Annotated in this window: 21 protein-coding genes and 2 tRNA genes; 18 read left to right on the plus strand and 5 right to left on the minus strand. The window is 56.1% G+C overall.

What is annotated here, in order from left to right:
* Window positions 1-79: 79 nt before the first annotated feature.
* Genes prmC through hemA form a run of 3 tightly spaced genes read right to left on the minus strand, consistent with a single transcriptional unit; the run spans window position 80 to window position 3,316 of the window.
* Window positions 80-952: a peptide chain release factor N(5)-glutamine methyltransferase gene (gene prmC / locus A3OI_RS0113575; protein WP_018404807.1), complete on the minus strand. Its 873-nt coding sequence runs from the start codon at window positions 950-952 to the stop codon at window positions 80-82.
* Window positions 942-2,030, minus strand: a complete 1,089-nt coding sequence (gene prfA, locus A3OI_RS0113580; RefSeq protein ID WP_018404808.1) for a peptide chain release factor 1 — start codon at window positions 2,028-2,030, stop codon at window positions 942-944. Before prfA ends, prmC begins: the two co-directional genes overlap by 11 nt.
* On the minus strand, window positions 2,027-3,316 hold the full coding sequence (hemA, locus tag A3OI_RS0113585; protein WP_026224205.1) for a glutamyl-tRNA reductase: 1,290 nt from the start codon (window positions 3,314-3,316) through the stop codon (window positions 2,027-2,029). The genes prfA and hemA overlap by 4 nt, the downstream gene beginning before the upstream one ends.
* Window positions 3,317-3,522: 206 nt before the next feature.
* Between hemA and A3OI_RS0113590 the strand changes: the two genes are divergently transcribed.
* From A3OI_RS0113590 to ychF, 8 genes are all read left to right on the plus strand, one after another.
* Window positions 3,523-5,400: a tetratricopeptide repeat protein gene (locus A3OI_RS0113590; RefSeq protein WP_018404810.1), complete on the plus strand. Its 1,878-nt coding sequence runs from the start codon at window positions 3,523-3,525 to the stop codon at window positions 5,398-5,400.
* A 50-nt stretch (window positions 5,401-5,450) separates the two neighbouring features.
* Complete coding sequence (lolB, locus tag A3OI_RS0113595) at window positions 5,451-6,050, plus strand: lipoprotein insertase outer membrane protein LolB (RefSeq protein WP_177313713.1); 600 nt, start codon at window positions 5,451-5,453, stop codon at window positions 6,048-6,050.
* An 89-nt stretch (window positions 6,051-6,139) separates the two neighbouring features.
* The gene (gene ispE, locus A3OI_RS0113600; protein WP_026224206.1) at window positions 6,140-7,000 is read left to right on the plus strand and encodes a 4-(cytidine 5'-diphospho)-2-C-methyl-D-erythritol kinase; all 861 of its coding nucleotides are present in this window, start codon (window positions 6,140-6,142) and stop codon (window positions 6,998-7,000) included.
* A 19-nt stretch (window positions 7,001-7,019) separates the two neighbouring features.
* Window positions 7,020-7,094, plus strand: a tRNA-Gln gene (locus tag A3OI_RS0113605).
* Between the two features lie 52 nt (window positions 7,095-7,146).
* A complete protein-coding gene (locus A3OI_RS0113610) occupies window positions 7,147-8,097 on the plus strand; it encodes a ribose-phosphate diphosphokinase (protein WP_018404813.1) in 951 nt (316 codons plus the stop codon).
* Between the two features lie 185 nt (window positions 8,098-8,282).
* Window positions 8,283-8,924 (plus strand): 50S ribosomal protein L25/general stress protein Ctc, encoded by a 642-nt coding sequence (locus A3OI_RS0113615; protein ID WP_018404814.1) that lies wholly within the window; start codon window positions 8,283-8,285, stop codon window positions 8,922-8,924.
* 20 nt (window positions 8,925-8,944) lie between these two features.
* A complete protein-coding gene (pth, locus tag A3OI_RS0113620; RefSeq protein WP_018404815.1) occupies window positions 8,945-9,535 on the plus strand; it encodes an aminoacyl-tRNA hydrolase in 591 nt (196 codons plus the stop codon).
* Between the two features lie 160 nt (window positions 9,536-9,695).
* Window positions 9,696-10,787 (plus strand): redox-regulated ATPase YchF, encoded by a 1,092-nt coding sequence (ychF, locus tag A3OI_RS0113625; RefSeq protein WP_018404816.1) that lies wholly within the window; start codon window positions 9,696-9,698, stop codon window positions 10,785-10,787.
* Between the two features lie 73 nt (window positions 10,788-10,860).
* Here ychF and A3OI_RS0113630 read toward each other — a convergent pair whose 3' ends face one another.
* The gene (locus A3OI_RS0113630) at window positions 10,861-11,829 is read right to left on the minus strand and encodes an asparaginase (protein ID WP_018404817.1); all 969 of its coding nucleotides are present in this window, start codon (window positions 11,827-11,829) and stop codon (window positions 10,861-10,863) included.
* A 55-nt stretch (window positions 11,830-11,884) separates the two neighbouring features.
* On the opposite strand from A3OI_RS0113630, the gene A3OI_RS23965 reads away from it, so the two are divergent.
* The 7 genes from A3OI_RS23965 (at window position 11,885) to lipA (ending at window position 15,678) form a co-directional block, all read left to right on the plus strand.
* Window positions 11,885-12,070, plus strand: coding sequence for a PAS domain-containing protein (locus A3OI_RS23965; protein WP_407635528.1), 186 nt, complete (start codon window positions 11,885-11,887; stop codon window positions 12,068-12,070).
* Between the two features lie 55 nt (window positions 12,071-12,125).
* The gene (locus tag A3OI_RS23970; protein WP_228702987.1) at window positions 12,126-12,290 is read left to right on the plus strand and encodes a hypothetical protein; all 165 of its coding nucleotides are present in this window, start codon (window positions 12,126-12,128) and stop codon (window positions 12,288-12,290) included.
* Window positions 12,266-12,436, plus strand: coding sequence for a class I SAM-dependent methyltransferase (locus tag A3OI_RS23975; protein ID WP_228702988.1), 171 nt, complete (start codon window positions 12,266-12,268; stop codon window positions 12,434-12,436). Before A3OI_RS23970 ends, A3OI_RS23975 begins: the two co-directional genes overlap by 25 nt.
* 178 nt (window positions 12,437-12,614) lie before the next feature.
* Window positions 12,615-12,691, plus strand: a tRNA-Met gene (locus tag A3OI_RS0113650).
* 47 nt (window positions 12,692-12,738) lie between these two features.
* Entirely contained in the window at window positions 12,739-12,963 is a 225-nt protein-coding gene (locus A3OI_RS20285) for a chlorhexidine efflux transporter (RefSeq protein WP_267283305.1), read from the plus strand.
* Between the two features lie 227 nt (window positions 12,964-13,190).
* Window positions 13,191-14,468 carry an O-acetylhomoserine aminocarboxypropyltransferase/cysteine synthase family protein gene (locus A3OI_RS0113660; RefSeq protein ID WP_018404820.1) on the plus strand — a complete coding sequence of 426 codons (1,278 nt, stop codon included), beginning with the start codon at window positions 13,191-13,193 and terminating at the stop codon, window positions 14,466-14,468.
* A gap of 130 nt (window positions 14,469-14,598) precedes the next feature.
* Entirely contained in the window at window positions 14,599-15,678 is a 1,080-nt protein-coding gene (lipA, locus tag A3OI_RS0113665) for a lipoyl synthase (RefSeq protein ID WP_018404821.1), read from the plus strand.
* Window positions 15,679-15,723: 45 nt separating this feature from the next.
* Here the strand turns inward: lipA and A3OI_RS20290 are convergent, their stop codons facing one another.
* Entirely contained in the window at window positions 15,724-16,155 is a 432-nt protein-coding gene (locus A3OI_RS20290; protein ID WP_026224207.1) for a Spy/CpxP family protein refolding chaperone, read from the minus strand.
* 279 nt (window positions 16,156-16,434) lie between these two features.
* On the opposite strand from A3OI_RS20290, the gene ylqF reads away from it, so the two are divergent.
* The 3 genes from ylqF (at window position 16,435) to fnr (ending at window position 19,554) form a co-directional block, all read left to right on the plus strand.
* A complete protein-coding gene (gene ylqF, locus A3OI_RS0113675) occupies window positions 16,435-17,382 on the plus strand; it encodes a ribosome biogenesis GTPase YlqF (protein ID WP_018404823.1) in 948 nt (315 codons plus the stop codon).
* Between the two features lie 121 nt (window positions 17,383-17,503).
* On the plus strand, window positions 17,504-18,712 hold the full coding sequence (gene fabB, locus A3OI_RS0113680; protein WP_026224208.1) for a beta-ketoacyl-ACP synthase I: 1,209 nt from the start codon (window positions 17,504-17,506) through the stop codon (window positions 18,710-18,712).
* Between the two features lie 89 nt (window positions 18,713-18,801).
* Entirely contained in the window at window positions 18,802-19,554 is a 753-nt protein-coding gene (fnr, locus tag A3OI_RS0113685; protein ID WP_026224209.1) for a fumarate/nitrate reduction transcriptional regulator Fnr, read from the plus strand.
* Window positions 19,555-19,562 lie beyond the last annotated feature (8 nt).

Raw genomic sequence — 19,562 nt, forward strand, 5'->3', positions numbered from 1 at the left:
GATTTGAAATCTGTCCCCTTGAGTGGGATTTCCAGGCAGACCGAGGACAGAAAGCGGGGACGGATTTGAAATCCGTCCCCTACCTTGCCTGGCCAAGAGTCATTCGGTCGTTGCGGCCGTAATCCTGGCGGCTGTGCACCTGATCAAAGCCCTGTTGCTGTAGCAATGCCTGCACCGCCTGCGCCTGATCATAACCGTGCTCTAGCAGCAGCCAACCGCCAGCGTTCAGCCAGCTAGGCGCGGCGGCCACGATATGACGGATATCATCCAGGCCATCGGCACCCGATACCAGCGCAGAAGCCGGTTCGAAACGAACGTCGCCTTCACTCAGGTGATGGTCAGTGCTGGCAATATACGGCGGGTTAGATACGATTAAATCAAAGCAGACAGCCGCGAGCTGGTCGAACCAATGGCTTTTCACCACCTGAATTGACAGGTTCAGCGCCGCGGCGTTGCTCTGGGCCAAGGCTACGGCGGCATCTACAAAGTCACTGGCGGTTATGTCCCAATCAGGCCGCTCGCTGGCCAGCGCCAGGGCAATGGCGCCGGTGCCTGTACCCAAATCCAGAATCCGCGCCTGGGCTGGAAGATCCAGGGTCAGCGCCTGCTCGACCACACATTCGGTATCGGGCCGTGGAATCAACGTGGCGGCGCTCACCTGCAACGGCAGTGACCAGAACGCCTGCTGTCCCAGCACATAAGCAACGGGTTCGCCAGCCGCGCGCTTGTCTACAAGCTGCTCAAAAGCGGCCGCCTGCACAAGACTGACCTGTTGTTCGGGAAAGGCACGGAAGCGGGTTCGGGACCACCCGGTTACCTGGGCCAGAAGCAGCTCGGCGTCTAGCTGGGGCGAGTCACTGCCGATGCGGCTTGCAGCGGCCCGTAGCAAATCGTCACAGCGTAAAGTGGCTGGGCCGAAAGTGCCCGGGTCGTCAGCAGAGTCAGCGGTCATCGGCCAATGCAGCCAGCAGCTCGGCTTGGTGTTCTTGCAGCAATGGCTTGACCACCGAATCCAGATCGCCCGCAATCACTTCATCCAGCTTGTACAGGGTCAAATTAATGCGGTGATCAGTCACCCGGCTTTGGGGAAAGTTGTAGGTGCGAATGCGCTCGGAACGGTCGCCGCTGCCCACCAGGCTCTTGCGGGTTTCAGCCATGCTCTGATGGGCACGTTCGGTTTCAATGTTCTGTAAGCGCGAAGCCAGCAGGCTCATGGCCTTGGCACGGTTTTTATGCTGAGAGCGCTCTTCCTGGCATTCCACCACCATGCCACTTGGCAGGTGGGTAATGCGGATGGCAGAGTCGGTTTTGTTAACGTGCTGGCCGCCGGCACCAGAGGCGCGAAAGGTGTCTACCCGCAAGTCGCCTTTGTTGATTTCTACGGCTTCAGTTTCGTCGGCTTCCGGCATAACAGCCACCGTGCAAGCCGAGGTGTGAATGCGGCCCTGGGATTCGGTTTCCGGTACCCTTTGCACACGATGCACACCGGATTCAAATTTCAGCGTGCCGTATACGCCGCTGCCGGCCACCCGGGCAATCACTTCTTTGTAACCGCCGTGTTCACCGTCGCTGGCGCTGAGAATTTCCACCTGCCAACGCCGGCGTTCAGCAAAACGGCTGTACATGCGGAACAGGTCGCCGGCAAATATGGCCGCTTCATCGCCGCCGGTGCCGGCGCGCACTTCCAGAAACACGTTTTTGCCGTCGTTCGGGTCTTTCGGCAGCATCAGGCCCTGCAGTTCTGCGTCCAGCCCTTCGCTGGTTTGCTGGGCGGTGTGCAGTTCGTCTTCCGCCATTTCACGCATGTCGGCGTCGCCGTCTTTGCACAGTTCTCGGGCTTCGTTTATGTCCACAAGGGAGTGCTGCCAGGCCTGAAAGCACTGCACCACCGGCTCTATTTCGGCGTATTCACGGGACAGCTCGCGAAATTTGTTCTGGTTGGCAATCACGCCGGCATCGCTGAGCAAGGCACTGACTTCTTCAAAACGTTCAACAAGCTGTTCAAGGCGAGACTGAATAGACGGCTTCATATTTTTCCAACGGGGGTCTTATGGTCGGTTTCTTCTGCATCAAGCTGGTGCAACTCACGCAACCATTCGGTGACCTCGGTGCGCCCGGCCGTGGTGGCCTTGCGTACCTGAATTGACGGTTGGTGTAGCAACTTGTTGGTAATACCACGAGCCAGGCTGCGCATCACGGTTTCTGGATCGGCGCCGTTGCGTAAGGAGCGCAGCGCTTTTTCAGTTTCGGCATCGCGCAGGTCTTCGGCTCGCTGGCGGAACTGCTTCAGGGTGAATACGGCGTCCAGTGCGCGCAGCTGGTTCAGAAATTCCTGCACACCCAGGTCAATCAGGTTTTCGGCTTCCCGGGCGGCGCCCTCGCGGGAGCGAATGTTCTCTTCAATCACCTGGCGCAGGTCGTCAACGGTGTAAAGATACACGTCGTCGAGCTCGGCCACTTCCGGTTCTATGTCCCGCGGAACGGCAATATCCACCATGAAAAAGGGCTGGTGCTTGCGCTTTTTCAGGGCCCGCTCCACGGTGCCTTTGCCCAGAACGGGCAGCGGACTGGCGGTGGACGAAATGATAATGTCCACTTCGTGCAGATGTTCGGCGATGTCAGACAACAATATGCCTTTACCGCCGTGGACCTGGGCCAAGGTTTGCGCCCGCTCCAGGGTACGGTTGGCTACCAGGAAATCTTTCACGCCGGCGTCTGCCAGGTGGCGGGCAACCAGTTCGATGGTTTTGCCGGCGCCGATCAGCAGCGCTTTGTTGCGCGACATATCGGCAAAAATGCGGTTAGCCATGCTGACCGCCGCGTAGGCGACAGAAACCGGGTTTTCGCCAATAGCGGTTTGGGTGCGAACCCGTTTGGCTACCGAGAAAGTGTGTTCGAACAGGCGTGCCAGAAACGAGCCGCAGGCCTTGTGCTCCCGCGCCAGGGCATAGGCGTCTTTAAGCTGCCCCAGTATCTGCGGCTCCCCCAAAACCATGGAATCCAGCCCGGCCGCTACCCGCATCAGGTGGCGTACCGCCTCGCTATCGTGATGCACGTAAATCACGTCTTCCAGATCGCCGGCATCAACGTTGTGAAAACCGGCCAACCAGCGCAATATCAGCGGGGCACAATTTTCGTCAGCTGCGAGATAAATTTCGGTGCGGTTACAGGTCGAAAGTATGGCCGCCTCGGTTGCTCCGGCAGCTGCGCGCAGCTCTGCAAATGCCTCGGCCATGCGCTCAGGAGTGAACGCCACCCGCTCGCGGATTGCCACAGGCGCCGTGCGATGATTAATACCAAGCGTTACCAGTGCCATTTTGTGATTCAACAACCCTGCGCGCTTTGCGATTAATGAAATTTTAATATTACCAGCATTTTAACGGTCTGAAGGCCGCGCTGCCACCCATAAGCCTTGCGCTGCGGCAAGTGCGGACACGTTAGGCAACATCTGGCGGTTATGCCATTATACGGTTTTGGCGCTCCACATCGGGTTTTACGCCTGCTCAACATACGGAATTTTGCATGCAAACATTCTTTTTCGGGCTCTTTTACCGCGCAGTTGATGGCAATCGTCATTCCACTCGCCATTCCACCCGCCATCACAACCTTCATCGCGTTCTGGCCACCGGCCTGCTGGGCCTGGCGATTTCGGGCTGCAGCAGCCTTTCGGGCTTTGATAACGTCAATCCAGACGTGGATGGCGCCGAATCGAATGCCTCTGCACCCAACTCTATGCCTGCCTCTGTGGCACCCGACTCTACGCCGGTGTACGGGAATTTCGAGCCTGAAGTCCTGTACCTGCTGACCTCTGCGGAAATTGCCGCTCAGCGCGGTCACTATGATATCACTTTGGGCCACTACGTGCGGGCCGCCCAGATGTCCCGTGATGTCGGCGTTATTGAGCGGGCAACCCGCATCGCCCAATCCCTCAACAGCGACAATACCCAGCAGGAGCTGGTGAAATTGTGGCTGGAAGTGGAACCCGACAGCATCGAAGCCCACCGCTCTGCCGCCATTCAGGCGGTAAAAAGTAATGACCTGGCACTGGCACTGGTGCACATGGAGCGCATTATGGAACTCGGCGGCGACGCCGACTTTGACAGCCTGGCAGCCATGACAGCCAGCCTTTCGGCTGAGCGCCAGCAGCAGTTGTTGTCGCTGTACCTGGATTTGGCTGAGCGCCACAGCGACAACCCAGAGCTGGAATACAGCATTGCCCTATTGATGAAAATACGCGACATGCCGCAGCCGGCACTGGCGCGACTGCAAACGCTGCTGGAAAAACACCCGACTTTCCAACCGGCCATCATTTTGAAAGGCGACCTACTGTACGGCAGCGACCAAAAACGCGCTGCGCTTGACCACCTGATGACCAACACCCGGCGCTTTCCTGGCAACCGACAAATGGGCGCTCTGTATGGCCGCATGCTGGTTAACGAGGGCGAGCTGCAAGCCGCGCAAGACGAATTCGAGCGACTGGTTAACCGCTACCCGGATATGTCTGAGCTGCGCCTGTCCCACGCGCTGGTGGCGATTAAAAACCAGCAGGGAGGCATCGCCCGCAAAGAACTGACGTTTTTGCTGAACCGTGGCCAGCAAGCCCCTGAAGCCAACTATCATTTAGGCCGACTGGCAGACAATGAAAACCGCTTTGCACAGGCGATTAACTTCTATCAGGCCGTTGGCGATGGCGTCTATTACCTACCCGCCCAAGCCAGAGCCAGCACTTTGTTGGCTGAAACCGGCGAGCTGGCGCAAGCGGTTGATGCCATTCAGCGACTACGCGAAACCAATCCCGGCCGCTCCGAAGCGCTGTGGATGATTGAAATCAACCTGCTGTTGGAGCAGGGCCAACAGCAGCAGGCCGCCGCCGCCATTGACCAGGCGCTGCTGCAACATCCGGACAATATCCAGATTCGTTACGCTCGCGCCATGCTGATGGACAGCCAGGGCAATACCGCAGAAGCGGTGCAAGACCTAGAGCAGATTGTGCGCGACGACGTCGACAACGCGGTGGCTTTGAATGCACTCGGGTACATTCTGACCATTCGCACCAAGCGCCTTTTTGAGGCCCGACAGTTGATTGGGCGAGCGCTGGAGCTGGCGCCCGAAAACCCGGCCATTCTCGACAGCATGGGCTGGCTACTGTACCGCGAAGGCAAATTGCAACAGGCTCTGGATTACCTGTCCCGCGCCTGGGCCGCCTTCCCGGACCCCGAAGTAGCCGCCCATTACGGCGAAGTCTTGTGGATGACCGGCGCCGACGAGCAGGCACGTATTATCTGGGAACAGGGACTAAAACAGGACCCCCAGCACGACGTGTTGCTGGAAACCATTGAGCGGTTAGGCTCGCAGCCGGTACCCAATACCGACACTGTTGATGCTACGGCTGACGAATAACCGTGTTTTTTTTAACCTTGACCAAAGCGTGGCTGCGCCACGCTCTTTTGATGCTTGTACTGGCTACGCTGAGCGCCTGTAGCACGATTACTCTGGAGCCCTTACCGGAAGGTCTGACCGACCAGCCGCCCGCCTCCTGGGCAGACACCGTGCGCCAACGGCAGAATCTTGAGCACTGGCAACTGACCGGCAAGCTCGCCGTTAAGCAGCCGTCTGACAGCGGCAGCGCGCTGATTAACCAATGGGTACAGCACAACGAAGACTATGATCTGACCCTGTCTTCGGCCTTTCTGGGCATGGGCCGCACCCGGCTTAAAGGTTCACCCGACTTTATTGAACTGACACTGGCCGACGGCGAGCGTTACCAATCCTCTGATCCAGACGAACTGGTACTGGCGGCAACGGGCTGGCGCTTGCCATTGAACCAGCTGACCTGGTGGGTACGGGGTTTAACCGCGCCCGATGGCGACTTCCGCCTGCTGTTCGACAGCACCGGGGAACTGGTGGCTATTCGCCAGAGCGGCTGGCATATCCAATACGACCGCTGGTACAGCGCCAGCGCCGAACTGCCGGCACTGCCTGCCCGTATTACTGCTACCAAGGGCGAGAAGCGCGTGCGCATGGCCATCACTGACTGGCAGCCTCTCTAGCGCTGACGGCAGCTCTCGATGCAAGTTTCAAGGCAACTCTCAAAGCAACTCTGACAGAAACTATGACGGCAACAATAGCGGCCATCACTATGACGACAATCACCCTGCCGGCGCCGGCAAAGATCAACCTGTTCTTGCACATCAATGGCCGCCGCGCTGACGGTTACCACCTGCTTCAAACCCTATTCCAGTTTCTGGACTACGGCGATGAACTGACCTTTGAGCTGGCTCCCGATAAGCCCGGCGTACGCCTGGCGCAATCGATGCCCGGGGTAGCCGATGCCGACAACCTGATCATTAAGGCTGCTCACGCATTGGCCGGGGACGCCCTGGCGCAGTTGCCCGGTGTTACCATCAGTATCTGCAAAAAACTGCCCATGGGCGGTGGCTTGGGCGGCGGTAGTTCTAACGCCGCAACCACCCTGCTGGCGTTGAATCACCTGTGGCAGCTTGGCCATGACGAAGACGCTCTGGCAGAACTGGGCCTGAGATTGGGCGCCGATGTACCGGTTTTTGTGCGCGGCCACGCAGCCATCGGCGAAGGCGTCGGTGAACAGCTCACACCCGCAAACCCGCCACAAGACTGGTTTGTGGTGCTAAAACCCGAATGTAACATTCAAACCACCAAGATTTTTTCGGCAAAAGGGTTGACAAGAAACACCCCAAAAATGACAATACCGCCCGCTTTTGAGGGAGACGCCTCGAGGTACAAAAACGACTGTGAAGCAACGGTTCGGAAACTGTATCCTGATATCGCTAAAAGCCTGGATTGGCTTTCACAATTCGGACCCGCAAGATTAACTGGAACAGGGGCTTGCATTTTCGGACGTTTCCCGACAGAATCCGCAGCCCGGATCATCTGGGAAAGCAGACCCTCTGGCATCAAGGGGTTCGTAGCTAGAGGGGTGAATCATTCATCTCTACACCAGAAACTAGCAGAGCTAAAATGATGCCAAATAAGCACGACACTGGGGTGTCGCCAAGTGGTAAGGCAACGGGTTTTGATCCCGTCATGCGCAGGTTCGAATCCTGCCACCCCAACCATCTTTCTCCTGCTTCTTCTGAATCACACGCCGATACCGAGAAGGATGCTATCGTGTCCAAGTTAATGATTTTTGCCGGCAACGCCAATCCTGACCTTGCCCACGCAATTTCCAAGCAACTCCATATTCCAGTTGGCAACGCGACAGTCGGGTGTTTTAGCGATGGTGAAACCACCGTTGAAATTAACGAAAATGTGCGCGGCCACGATGTCTTTATCCTTCAGCCTACGTGCCACCCCACCAACGATAATCTAATGGAACTGATTGTGATGGCCGACGCCCTGCGCCGGGCTTCTGCATCACGTATCACCGCCGTTATCCCCTATTACGGCTACGCCCGTCAGGATCGTCGGGTTCGTTCCAGCCGAGTTGCCATCAGCGCCAAAGTGGTTGCTGACATGATTTCCAGCATTGGTGTAGACCGGGTACTGACCGTAGACTTACACGCCGATCAGATTCAAGGCTTCTTTGATATTCCGGTGGACAATATTTACGCTACACCGGTACTGATTGAAGATATTGAAAAGCAGCGTTTTGAAAACTTTGTAGTGGTATCGCCCGACGTTGGCGGTGTTGTGCGGGCCCGCGCCGTGGCCAAGCGCCTGGATGACGCAGACCTTGCGATCATCGACAAGCGCCGCCCCAAGGCCAATGTGTCCCAGGTTATGCACATTATTGGTGATGTGCGTGGCAAAGTTTGCATTCTGGTTGACGACATTGTTGATACTGCCGGCACGCTGTGCAAAGCCGCCGAAGCCTTGAAAAAGCACGGAGCATCGCGGGTTGTGGCCTACATTACCCACCCGGTTCTGTCGGGCAAAGCCATCGACAACATTAACAACTCCGAACTGGACGAACTGGTGGTGTGCGACACCATTCCCCTGGGTGACAAGGCCCGGCAGTGTGATAGAATCCGCCCCCTCAGTATGGCCGGTTTGCTTGCGGAATCTATTCGCCGCGTTAGCAACGAAGAATCTATCAGCGCCATGTTCGAGAATGTCTAAGCCGATCTGATTTGGAACCGTTCTGAATAATCGGAACAGTTCCAAATAGACCGCAAAAGCAAATATCGGTACGGGAGCCACAACGGCTCCCGTACCTTTTCATAGCTGGCACCGCCGGCTTTTTAAAACCTCATCTGTAAAGAGCCTGGTCGCGGGCCGTGCAGATGACGATAAGGATACCTACCATGTCTCAGGACTTTGTAATTGAAGCATTTCCTCGTGACGACCAGGGGAGAGGTGCGAGCCGCCGCCTGCGTCGCGAAGAGCGTAAAATCCCGGCCATCATCTACGGTGGTCATAAAGATGCTACGCCCATCTCCATCTGGCACAACGAGCTGAAAAAAGCGTTGGAAAACGAAGCTTTTTACTCCCGCGTTCTGACCATTGAACTGAATGGCGAAAAAGAAAGCGTTATCCTGAAGGATCTGCAGCGTCACCCGTACAAGCCGCTGCTGAGCCACGCTGATTTCCAGCGCATTAACAAAGACGAAGAAATCTTCGTTCACGTACCGCTGCACCTGGTAAACGAAGAAACTGCTCCGGCCATCAAGACCTTTGGCGGCGTTGCTTTCCGTCTGATGACCCAGGTAGAAGTCGCTTGTTTGCCGGAGAACCTGCCAGAGTTCATCGAAATCGACCTGTTTGACGTCGAGATGGATGGCATTGTGCACATGAGCGACCTGAAGCTTCCAGAAGGTGTTCGTATTCCTGCACTGCAGCACGGCGCTGAGCACGACCAGGCTGTTGTTACCATCAATAAGCCTAAAGGTGTTAAGACTGACGCCGCTGAAGATGAAGATGAAGAAGAAGGCGAAGACAAGCAGTAATCACTGCGGGGCGACGGCAGATGGCACAGGATATTGTCATGGTAGTTGGACTGGGTAACCCTGGTGCCGATTACGAGAATACCCGCCATAATGCCGGCGCCCTCTTCGTTGAGGCACTGGCCCGCGATGCGGGTCAGGCGCTTCGCCTTGAAAAGAAATACCACAGCCGGTATGCCCGTATTCAATGGCAAGGCCTGGAACTGCATTTACTGAACCCCTTAACGTTCATGAATCGCAGCGGTTTGTCGGTAAAAGCGCTGGCAGATTTTTTCAAGATTTCCCCCGAACAGATTCTGATCGCCCACGACGAACTTGATTTACCCCCGGGCACCGCGAAACTGAAAAAAGGCGGCGGCCACGGCGGTCATAATGGTTTGCGCGACAGCATTGCACACCTTGGCACCAACAATTTCCAGCGCTTGCGACTTGGCATTGGCCACCCTGGCGAAGCCCGTCAGGTAACCGGTTATGTACTGGGTCGCCTGGGCAAACAGGAAACTGAAGCGCTGAGCGCGGTATTTGACGAAATCATGCGCGTATTGCCAGACGCCGCCAACGGCAACATGGCTGCGGCCATGAACCGACTGCACGGCTTTGACGCCAACGCCTGACACACGCTCAAACCAGGGACAGATTTGAAACCTGTCCCTCAGCACAAACCGGGAAACCGGGGACAGATTTCAAATCTGTCCCCAAGCAAGCAGCACACAGCGGGGACAGATTTTAAATCTGTCCCCTAGGCACATTTTTCAGCAGCATCAGAGGCACTCCATGGGATTTAACTGCGGCATCGTCGGCCTTCCCAACGTCGGCAAATCTACCTTGTTCAACGCACTGACCAAAGCAGGCATTGGCGCAGAAAACTTTCCGTTCTGCACCATCGAGCCCAACGCCGGCGTAGTGGCCATGCCCGACCCGCGCCTGACAAAGCTGGCTGACATTGTTAAGCCCCAGCGTGTAGTGCCAACCACCATGGAGTTTGTAGACATTGCCGGGCTGGTAGCCGGTGCCTCCAAAGGCGAAGGCCTGGGCAACCAGTTTCTGGCCAACATCCGCCAGACCGAAGCCATTGCCCACGTAGTGCGTTGTTTTGACGACAGCAACGTGATTCACGTGTCGAACAAGGTAGACCCTGCAGACGACATAGAGGTGATCAACACCGAACTGGCGCTGGCCGACATGGACACCGTGGAAAAAGCCATCAGGCGGGTACAACGAATCGCCAAAGGCGGTGACAAAGAAGCCAAGGCCCAGCTGGAAATTTTTGAACGCTTGCTGCCGGTTCTGAACGAAGGCCAACCTGTGCGCGGTATGGGCCTGAATAAAGACGAGTTGCTGTTGATTCGCGAATTGTGCCTGCTGACCATCAAGCCCACCATGTACATCGCCAACGTGGCCGAAGACGGCTTCGAGAACAACCCATACCTGGATACCGTGCGCGAAATCGCCGCTGCCGAAAACGCCGTGGTGGTGCCCATCTGTAACAAAATTGAAGCAGAAATCTCCGAACTGGAAGACGACGAAAAAAGCATGTTCCTGGACGAAATGGGCATGGAAGAACCCGGCCTGGACCGTGTGATTCGCGCCGGCTACGGCTTGCTTGGCCTGCAGACCTACTTCACTGCCGGGGTGAAAGAAGTGCGCGCCTGGACCGTAAAAATTGGCGCCACTGCGCCCCAGGCCGCCGCCGTGATTCACACCGACTTCGAGCGTGGCTTCATTCGTGCCGAGGTGATTGGCTACGAAGACTTCATTCAGTTCAAAGGTGAAGCGGGCGCTAAAGACGCCGGGAAGTGGCGCCTTGAAGGCAAAGAATACATCGTGAAAAACGGCGACGTGGTGCACTTCCGCTTTAATGTCTGATTAGAATAACGAGAACACTCAACACTTTTCGAAGAGTCTGAAACGGTCGCTATTATAATGGGCTGCCAGGCTGTCAGGAAAATAGCGACTGATCGATTGGCATATTGCACGACAAGGCGCACATAAGCCGCAGCCGGGCCTTTCTGGCATTAAGGTGGCTGGCCTTGAGCACGCCTATCGCGACCTGTTCAGCCAGTGACCCACGGTACTCATAGGCCTCTGCGAGCCTGCCCCATTGGGTAGACGACACGACCACCACAGGGACGCCTGCGGCTCTCAGGACGCCAAGCGGTTCCATCCAGCTCGGCGGAACGTGTCCACGGCCGACAGCGTCTATCACCAGCCCTTGGGCACCGCTGGCCACTGCCGCTTCAAGCAGGGCGGGCGATGCGCCAATCGCCACCGGAAGAATATCCACGCGCGGCAGCTGCTCGCCCGGCGCAATGGCGCTCAAGCGCTGCACCCGCTTGGTGAGCCTGACCTCATCGCCATCGACAAACCCCACGGGCCCGATGCCCGGTGAACCAAAGCCATTAAGCTGATAGCTGCTGAGTTTACGCACAGAGCTTGCCCCGTGAATTTCCTCATTGAACACCACCAATGCGCCGGCGCCCCGTGCCTGCGGTGCATTCGCTACCTTCAACGCATCGCGAAGATTGGGGCCGGCATCCGAGCCGGGAGCATAGGGAACGCGTTGAGCGCCGGTGACCACAAGCGCCGTGTCTTCAAGCGCCAGGCTCGTGTCGAGGAAATAGGCAGTATCTTCGAGGGTGTCCGTACCCTGGGACACCACCAACCCGGCCACATCTTTACGCTGGGACAACTCAAGACACAACACTCTGAGCTGCAGCAGGTCGTCAGTGGTAATGGCATTGCTGGGCTTCTGGCAAAGGGTGATCACGTCAACCGGACCGTCGCTTTTGATCTGCAAACTGTCCATCAGTTCTTTGCCTGAAAGAGCACCCGCAATCGCCCGCCCCGAACTGCCCGGAAGACTGGCGATGGTGCCGCCCAGTGAAATAAGTACGACAGTATTTTTCATATCCGTATCTTCAGGAAAAAATGATCAGGATGTTTGAACGCACAATACAGAATAAATACTTTACTGCAACAATGAGTTCGAGGCCGTCAGCGCTTTCACCGGGGAAGAGCTGGTTGGCAGCCGGCATAACATTGTCCGGCACCCTGACATGCCGCCTCCCGTGTATGAGCACACATGGCAGTGTTTGAAGGCCGAGATTAACTTTGCACGATCAACGGATTGCTTTATTCTCCATTTATAACCCTTCTTGCCAGTTATTTTCTGCCTGGCTTCGCTGCTTTACCTGAGCAGAAATCATGAACAGCCTTCCTTTGCGCCTGCGTTACCAAACCATCGATGTTGGTAATACTGATATCCATCTGTGTACCCTGCGCGACAATCAACAGTTTAACGACCCCGAGGGCGCGGTCGATGCCCTTGGTATTTCCTCTGCGGCATGGCGCTATCAAGCCTGTTGCTGAACGCGCGCCAAGCCGACATCACGGCGACCGACTATCACCCCGAAGTTGAACACTTCCTGGCTCGCAACACTCTGCTGAATCAGGGCAAAAGCATTGCGTTTGAGCGGGCAGACTGGGCCGTGGTCGAAAAACCAAAGTCAGCGTGAAACTGGCCGCACACGGTTTCGGCAACAGCCATACAAAACCCGTTCACACCGACTACCTTGAGAAGCCGTTTAAAGGCCATACCCTCGAGTTTTCTCGAAATATCTAACGCCCAACCCCCTTGACACATTCGGCAGCGAAACTTACTATACGCGCCGCTTCCATCGTTGATGGCGCGCTGGCAAGGTAGCTCAGTTGGTTAGAGCACAGCACTCATAATGCTGGGGTCGGCGGTTCGACTCCGCCCCTTGCTACCAGATATCAAAGACTTACAGTTAACGCTGTAGGTCTTTTTTTTAGCCCGCTGCAACGGAGTTTTGTTGATGCCTTTGGTTTTGAGTTGGGCCTGCTGATCGTCTTCCTGCCGATTGTGTCTCGCATATTGAATATAAACCTGATGGAAGCTCTGGTCATAGACTTGGGCTTTATGGCGTTTTATCTGGTGTACGCCTTTGCCTTTACCTGGGCCTACGACACCCTCTTCCCCATCGGCCAGCCTTTTCACAAATCGGAGACCGAGTTCAAGTAGGGGACAGATTTGAAATCTGTCCCCGCAAACTGAGGGCCGAGTATGTCAGCTATTCGCTGGCGGTGGTCACTGCCGGTGTTCTCTTACGACCCCGCGCGCTGGAACGACTGATCGCGCATTAGCTTAGAATTTCTAATTCGAAAGGCGGCTCTTTTAACCGGTTGTGACTGTGGCATACTGCAAGATTGCACATGTCCACTTTCTGTAACCAAAAGGAATGAGCCGTTATGAAGCGGGAAACCATAGCGTTGCACGCCGGGTTCAAAAGCGACCCCACCACCAGAGCGGCAACCACGCCAATTTATCAAACCACCTCTTATACCTTTGATGACACCCAGCACGGTGCTGACCTGTTTGATCTGAAAGTGCAGGGCAATATTTATACCCGCATTATGAACCCCACCAACGCTGTGCTGGAAGAGCGCATGGCGCAGCTGGAAGGCGGCATTGGCGCGCTGGCCGTTGCTTCGGGTATGTCTGCCATCACCTATGCCCTGCAAACCATCTGTACCGTGGGCAATAACATTGTTAGCACCAGCCAGCTTTACGGCGGCACCTACAATTTGTTTGCCCACAGCCTGCCGAACCAGGGCATTACCTGCAAAATGCTCACCCACGATGACTTTGACGGCGTAGAAAACGCCATTGATGAAAACACTCGTGCCCTGTTTTGTGAATCCATAGGCAACCCGGCCGGCAACGTTGTGGACATTCAGCGCTGGGCTGAAATAGCGCACAAACACGGCCTGCCACTGATCGTGGATAATACCGTTGGCACACCTTTTCTATGCCGCCCTATCGAACACGGTGCAGACATCGTGGTTCACTCGCTGACCAAATACCTGGGCGGCCATGGCACCACCGTTGCCGGCGTTGTGGTGGATTCTGGCAAATTCGACTGGAAAGCCAACGCCGACAAGTTCCCGATGCTGAACGAGCCAGATCCGTCGTATCACGGCGTGATATACACCGAGGCCTTGGGGGCGGCAGCGTTTATTGGCCGCTGCCGCGTAATTCCACTGCGCAACACGGGCGCCGCACTGTCGCCGTTTAACGCGTTCCTGATCATGCAGGGCATTGAAACCGCCGCTCTGCGGATGGAACGCCACTGCGAGAACGCCCAGAAAGTCGCTCAGTTCGTGCAGGATCACCCGTCTGTAGAATGGGTTAACTACGCCGGCCTGGCCAACAGTCCGTTCCGCGCCACCTGCGAAAAAATCTGCGGCGGCAAAGCCTCCGGTATTCTCAGCTTCGGCATTAAAGGCGGCCGAGACGCCGGCGCGCGTTTCATCGACGCGCTGGACATGGTGCTGCGCCTGGTCAACATTGGCGACGCCAAATCCCTGGCCTGCCATCCGGCAACCACCACTCACCGCCAGCTAAACCCGGACGAGCTCAAATCTGCAGGTGTGAGCGAAGATCTGGTGCGCCTGTCGATTGGTATTGAGCACATTGACGACATAATTGCTGATGTCGCCCAGGCTCTGGACGCCGCCGTTCGCTGAGAACGCCAGCCAGCACTCTTCCAGACACCACCCCCCGTGTTTATCCTTACTGTCCTTGTATCTGGCGCGCGCCGGCTTTACCCTTTACGCCTAACCAAAGTCTTTTGTACAGAACGAGAGCTCCGCATCCATGACTGCAAACACCAAGCCCCGTGTGGCCAGTGGCGCCAAGTTCCGCAGTGAACATGGCTTTTCTGCTATTAAGGACGGCGTTAAGCAAAGCCGCAATGTTTCCAACGAAGGCGTCAGCAACGATCCAAAACCCAAGTGGTTGCGTGCACGTATGCCCGGTGGTGAGCGCTACGAGGCTGTCAAACAGAATGTGAAAAGCCACAAGGTTGCCACCGTGTGCCAGGAATCCCACTGTCCCAATATTGGTGAGTGCTGGACCAACGGCACTGCAACGATCATGGTGATGGGTTCGGTGTGTACACGTGCCTGCAAATTCTGCGCGGTAGACACCGGCAACCCCAACGGCTGGCTAGATAAAGAAGAACCCGAGAATACGGCAAAATCGGTAGAACTGATGGGCTTGCGCTACATTGTGCTGACATCGGTTGACCGCGACGACCTGCCCGACGGCGGTGCCGGCCATTATGCGGCCTGTGTGTTGGCCATCAAGCACCGCACGCCGGAAGTCAGAGTGGAAGCACTCACGCCGGACTTTGATGCGGTAATGCAGCACGTAGAGCAGGTTGTAGACTCCGGGCTGGATGTATTCGCCCAGAACGTCGAAACCGTTCGCCGCCTGACTCACCCGGTACGTGACCCGCGAGCCGGCTATGAGAAGACTATAAGCGTACTAAAGCATGCCAAGCAATACCGCCCGGACGTACTGACAAAAACCAGTTTAATGCTGGGCCTGGGCGAAACCGACGAAGAAATTCAGCAAACCATGGACGACTTGCTGGCGGTGGGCGTGGATATTCTGACGCTGGGCCAGTACCTGCGCCCTACTCCGAACCATTTGCCGGTGATGCGCTACGTCACCCCGGAAGAATTCAACCGTTACCGGGAAATTGGCTTGGCCAAGGGCTTTATGGAAGTGCCATCAGGCCCCTTGGTGCGGTCGAGCTACCGTGCAGACCGCGTGTTTGACAAGAACAACTTGGGATTGGCGGTGCCAGCAGTTCCTGCCTCAATAGAAACGATGTCGGCAGAATCCGAGCCAGTCAACGCCCTGCAGATACCGGTCAAATCCGTAGGCTGACCGAGCACCTGCATTGGCATCTTACCACTGTTGGCGGGGCTGCATTTACTGGCCGCCCTGCTGACGCTGTTGTTGCATCTGCTGCATTTTTTGCATTTGCATCTTTAGCTCATTACGCTGCTCATCTGTAAAAATACTTTCTACCTTCGCCTGCATCAGGGTAGACAGTGCTGCCATCTCACCGGTTACATCACCCAGCTCTTCCGCGTGTTCGCGAATAGCATCTTCGCTGAAATCTGCTTTTACCTCGGCTTGCAACTGCTGCTGCAGCGTTTGTGCCTGCTGGCGCAGATCAACAATCTGACCCTGCAACTCGTCAAACACGCCGCGGATCTGTTCTTGTTGCTCGTCGTTCAAGCCAACCATTTGCGCCAGCTGATCTATACGGTCGGGCTGGCCATTCGCCTGTTGCGCCAATGCCGGCGCCGACAGACTTACCGCAATCAGTGCTGTCCCCAGTGCTTTTACTAATTTCATACTGCTCTCCGTTTTGAATAATTTCACACACCCTAAAGCATCATGCGGGTAAATCGCACCCCATAATGGCTGTTTATTTCGAATAATAGCCGCCAAAGCGGCTGCCAGCCCACCATTACGGCGATTTTCAGGCAAATATAAAAGTTTGGTCATCGACTTTCGGTATTGTGCTGAAATTGCTGCATACTGGCGGCTCTTTTTATTCACACACACTGGCCAGCGCGTTTTGAATTCAGCGTTTTAGAATTCAGCGCTCTTACGGGCAGCGGGAGTAGCACAATGGCGATTAACTGGTTTCCCGGGCACATGCACAAAGCCCGCAAGGAGATCAAAGAAGTCATGCCGCAGATGGACCTGATTATCGAGGTGGTGGACGCCCGCATTCCTTTCAGCAGCGAAAACCCACTGGTGCCTGCCCTGCGCGGTGATACGCCGTTGATCAAAGTGCTTAACAAGCGCGACCTGGCCGACCCCGATGTGACGGGGCAGTGGCAAAGCTGGCTGGAACGGGAGCGCGGTGTAAAAACCATCACTCTGACCCACAACCAGCGCAGCGAAGCCCTAGACATTCTTACCCTGGCCGAACAGCTGACGCCGAATCACGATCGCCAGAAAAGCGCGCTACGGGTGATGATTCTGGGCATTCCTAACGTCGGCAAATCTACCCTGATCAATACCCTGGCCGGACGACCAGCCGCACAAACCGGTAACGAGCCGGCCGTCACCCGAGCTCAGCAAGCGATCAAATTGCCAAATAACATTTTGCTGTACGATACCCCCGGTTTCTTGTGGCCCAAGCTTTCACCGGCGGCCTGTGGTTATCGCCTGGCGGTCACCGGCGCTATTCGCAGCGCTGTGCTGGATTTTGCAGACGTTGCGCTGTTTGCCACCGAGTATTTGCTGGCTCATTACCCGAAATTCCTGACCAGCCGTTACGGACTGGACCCGCTGCCGGTTGACGGCCTGGCCGCAATGGACGCCATTGCGGCCAGGCGCCGGTTTTTTGGGCGCGGCGGCATACCGGATTTACACAAAGTGTCGGAGGTGTTACTGAACGAATTCCGCGCCGGCACGCTGGGGCGCATTTCTCTGGAAACACCGCGTCTGATCCAGCACGAAACCGAAATCGCTCTGGCTGAAGCCGAAGTTCAAGCTGTACTGGATGCAGAAAAGGCGATCGCAGACGGCAAAAAGAAAGCGAAAACCCGACGCAACCGCAAACGTTAGTGTCGCATTTGCATCTACGCCTGAACCAAGGTCATATACCGTATACTGATGAAAAGCTTTACCATCACACCTATATAACGCAACACAAGCGCCTGTTCCTGGCGCCGGTAAGGAGAGCTTTATGAGACGAGTCGTGGTCACCGGAATGGGAATTATTTCCTGCCTGGGCAATAGCCTGGACGAAGTTACCAACAGCCTGAAAACGGGAAAATCCGGCATCCGCTTCAGTGAAACCTACAAAGAACTGGGGTTCCGCAGCCAGATTTGCGGCGCACCGGATGTCGACACCTCGGTCATTGACCGAAAAGTACGTCGTTTTATGGCTGACTCGGCCATGTACAGCTACTTGTCTATGCAGCAGGCCATTGCCCAAGCCGGCTTGACCGACGACATGGTGTCAAACAACCGCACCGGGCTGATTGCCGGCTCTGGCGGCGCGTCTTGCTCAAGCCAGGCGGAAGCCGTTGATATTCTGCGTGCCAAAGGCGTGAAGCGCATTGGGCCTTATATGGTACCGCGCATTATGGCCAGCACTGTCTCTGCGTGCCTGGCGACCGCCTTCAAGATTCGCGGCGTGAACTATTCCATATCGTCGGCCTGCGCCACTAGCGCACACTGTATTGGCCAGGCTATGGAGCAAATCCAGATGGGCAAGCAAGACATTGTGTTTGCCGGCGGCGGTGAAGAAGAAGACTGGAGCCTGACCATGATGTTTGATGCCATGGGTGCCCTGTCTACCAAATACAACGATGCACCGGAAACCGCGTCGCGGCCGTTTGATAGCAAGCGTGACGGTTTTGTGATTGCCGGTGGCGGCGGTATGCTGGTACTGGAAGAACTGGAGCACGCCCGCAAGCGCGGCGCCAACATTATTGCCGAGCTGACCGGCTACGGTGCCACTTCAGACGGCTATGACATGGTTGCGCCATCCGGTGAAGGCGCCCAGCGCTGCATGGAGCAGGCCATGGCGACCATGCATGGCAAAGTTGACTACATCAACGCCCACGGCACCAGCACCCCGGTTGGCGACGCTGCGGAGATAGGTGCTGTTCGCAACATCTTCGTTGACAAAGTACCGCCGATTTCCTCTACCAAGTCACTGTCTGGGCATTCGCTGGGCGCTGCCGGTGTACAGGAAGCCATTTACTCGTTGCTGATGATGCAAAACGGCTTTATTGCCGGAACCGCAAATCTGAACGAGCCGGATGCGGCCATTGCTGATCTGCCCATTGTGGGGCCGGCGGGCCAGGAAGCCACCCTTAACGCGGTGATGTCCAACAGCTTTGGCTTCGGCGGCACCAATGCATCGCTGATATTTGAGCGTCTGTAGGGAAGGCCGGCCAGAAACGCCATTGGCAAATGGGTTGATCCGTACTAAACTGAAGTTTGATATGGATCAAATTTGACGGGCCATCTGCTATGAACCAAGCAATTCGACTCCATCAGGTTGCGTCACCGCTCAAGGCTACATGTAACAAGTGTAGTCTGAGCAATCTTTGCCTGCCCCTTGCAGTGGAAGAGAATGATTTGGAGCGCCTTGAAGACATTGTTCTGCAGGGCAAAATCTTCAATCGGGGCGAACATATTTTTGACCAAAGCACGTCTTCTAAGTCGTGCTTTGCGGTGCGTAGCGGGTCGGTAAAAACCTCGATTATTACCGAAGGCGGAGATGAACAGGTTACCGGTTTTTTCATGCCTGGCGAGCTGATTGGGCTCGACAGCATGGCAACCGACAACTACGCCTGCACCGCCAAGGTACTTGAGCGCACCAGCGTATGCGAATTTCCAGTAGCCAAACTGGAGCAACTTACGCGTAAGTTGCCTGAGCTTCAGCACCACATGTATCACCTGATGAGCCAGGAGATACAAAACAGTCACCAGCTAGCCATGCTGCTGAGCAAGAATACCGCGGAGGAGCGTATTGCAGCTCTGTTGTTGTCGCTGTCCAGCCGCTTTCAGCGCAGGCGCATGTCGCCCACTAATTTCAGCCTGCCGATGGCGCGCAATGATATCGCGAACTTTTTGGGCCTTGCGGTAGAAACGGTTAGCCGCGTATTCACCCGCTTCCAGAATCAGGGCATCATCAAAGCGCGCGGCCGTGAAGTCGAACTGCTGGACGTAGAAGCCCTGCAACGGGTCACCCGCGATTTTGCCCGCCAGGGTTGTCGCTAAAAAGCGCT

This window comes from Marinobacter gelidimuriae (assembly GCF_000372805.1).
Lineage (GTDB): Bacteria > Pseudomonadota > Gammaproteobacteria > Pseudomonadales > Oleiphilaceae > Marinobacter > Marinobacter gelidimuriae.

What these genes read in the sequence shown, in the direction of transcription:
- prmC (WP_018404807.1), bottom strand. Translation starts at nt 952, where the DNA reads ATGACCGCTGACTCTGCTGACGACCCGGGCACTTTCGGCCCAGCCACT.
- prfA (WP_018404808.1), bottom strand. Translation starts at nt 2,030, where the DNA reads ATGAAGCCGTCTATTCAGTCTCGCCTTGAACAGCTTGTTGAACGTTTT.
- hemA (WP_026224205.1), bottom strand. Translation starts at nt 3,316, where the DNA reads ATGGCACTGGTAACGCTTGGTATTAATCATCGCACGGCGCCTGTGGCA.
- A3OI_RS0113590 (WP_018404810.1), top strand. Translation starts at nt 3,523, where the DNA reads ATGCAAACATTCTTTTTCGGGCTCTTTTACCGCGCAGTTGATGGCAAT.
- lolB (WP_177313713.1), top strand. Translation starts at nt 5,451, where the DNA reads ATGCTTGTACTGGCTACGCTGAGCGCCTGTAGCACGATTACTCTGGAG.
- ispE (WP_026224206.1), top strand. Translation starts at nt 6,140, where the DNA reads ATGACGACAATCACCCTGCCGGCGCCGGCAAAGATCAACCTGTTCTTG.
- A3OI_RS0113615 (WP_018404814.1), top strand. Translation starts at nt 8,283, where the DNA reads ATGTCTCAGGACTTTGTAATTGAAGCATTTCCTCGTGACGACCAGGGG.
- pth (WP_018404815.1), top strand. Translation starts at nt 8,945, where the DNA reads ATGGCACAGGATATTGTCATGGTAGTTGGACTGGGTAACCCTGGTGCC.
- ychF (WP_018404816.1), top strand. Translation starts at nt 9,696, where the DNA reads ATGGGATTTAACTGCGGCATCGTCGGCCTTCCCAACGTCGGCAAATCT.
- A3OI_RS0113630 (WP_018404817.1), bottom strand. Translation starts at nt 11,829, where the DNA reads ATGAAAAATACTGTCGTACTTATTTCACTGGGCGGCACCATCGCCAGT.
- A3OI_RS23970 (WP_228702987.1), top strand. Translation starts at nt 12,126, where the DNA reads ATGAACAGCCTTCCTTTGCGCCTGCGTTACCAAACCATCGATGTTGGT.
- A3OI_RS23975 (WP_228702988.1), top strand. Translation starts at nt 12,266, where the DNA reads ATGGCGCTATCAAGCCTGTTGCTGAACGCGCGCCAAGCCGACATCACG.
- A3OI_RS0113660 (WP_018404820.1), top strand. Translation starts at nt 13,191, where the DNA reads ATGAAGCGGGAAACCATAGCGTTGCACGCCGGGTTCAAAAGCGACCCC.
- lipA (WP_018404821.1), top strand. Translation starts at nt 14,599, where the DNA reads ATGACTGCAAACACCAAGCCCCGTGTGGCCAGTGGCGCCAAGTTCCGC.
- A3OI_RS20290 (WP_026224207.1), bottom strand. Translation starts at nt 16,155, where the DNA reads ATGAAATTAGTAAAAGCACTGGGGACAGCACTGATTGCGGTAAGTCTG.
- ylqF (WP_018404823.1), top strand. Translation starts at nt 16,435, where the DNA reads ATGGCGATTAACTGGTTTCCCGGGCACATGCACAAAGCCCGCAAGGAG.
- fabB (WP_026224208.1), top strand. Translation starts at nt 17,504, where the DNA reads ATGAGACGAGTCGTGGTCACCGGAATGGGAATTATTTCCTGCCTGGGC.
- fnr (WP_026224209.1), top strand. Translation starts at nt 18,802, where the DNA reads ATGAACCAAGCAATTCGACTCCATCAGGTTGCGTCACCGCTCAAGGCT.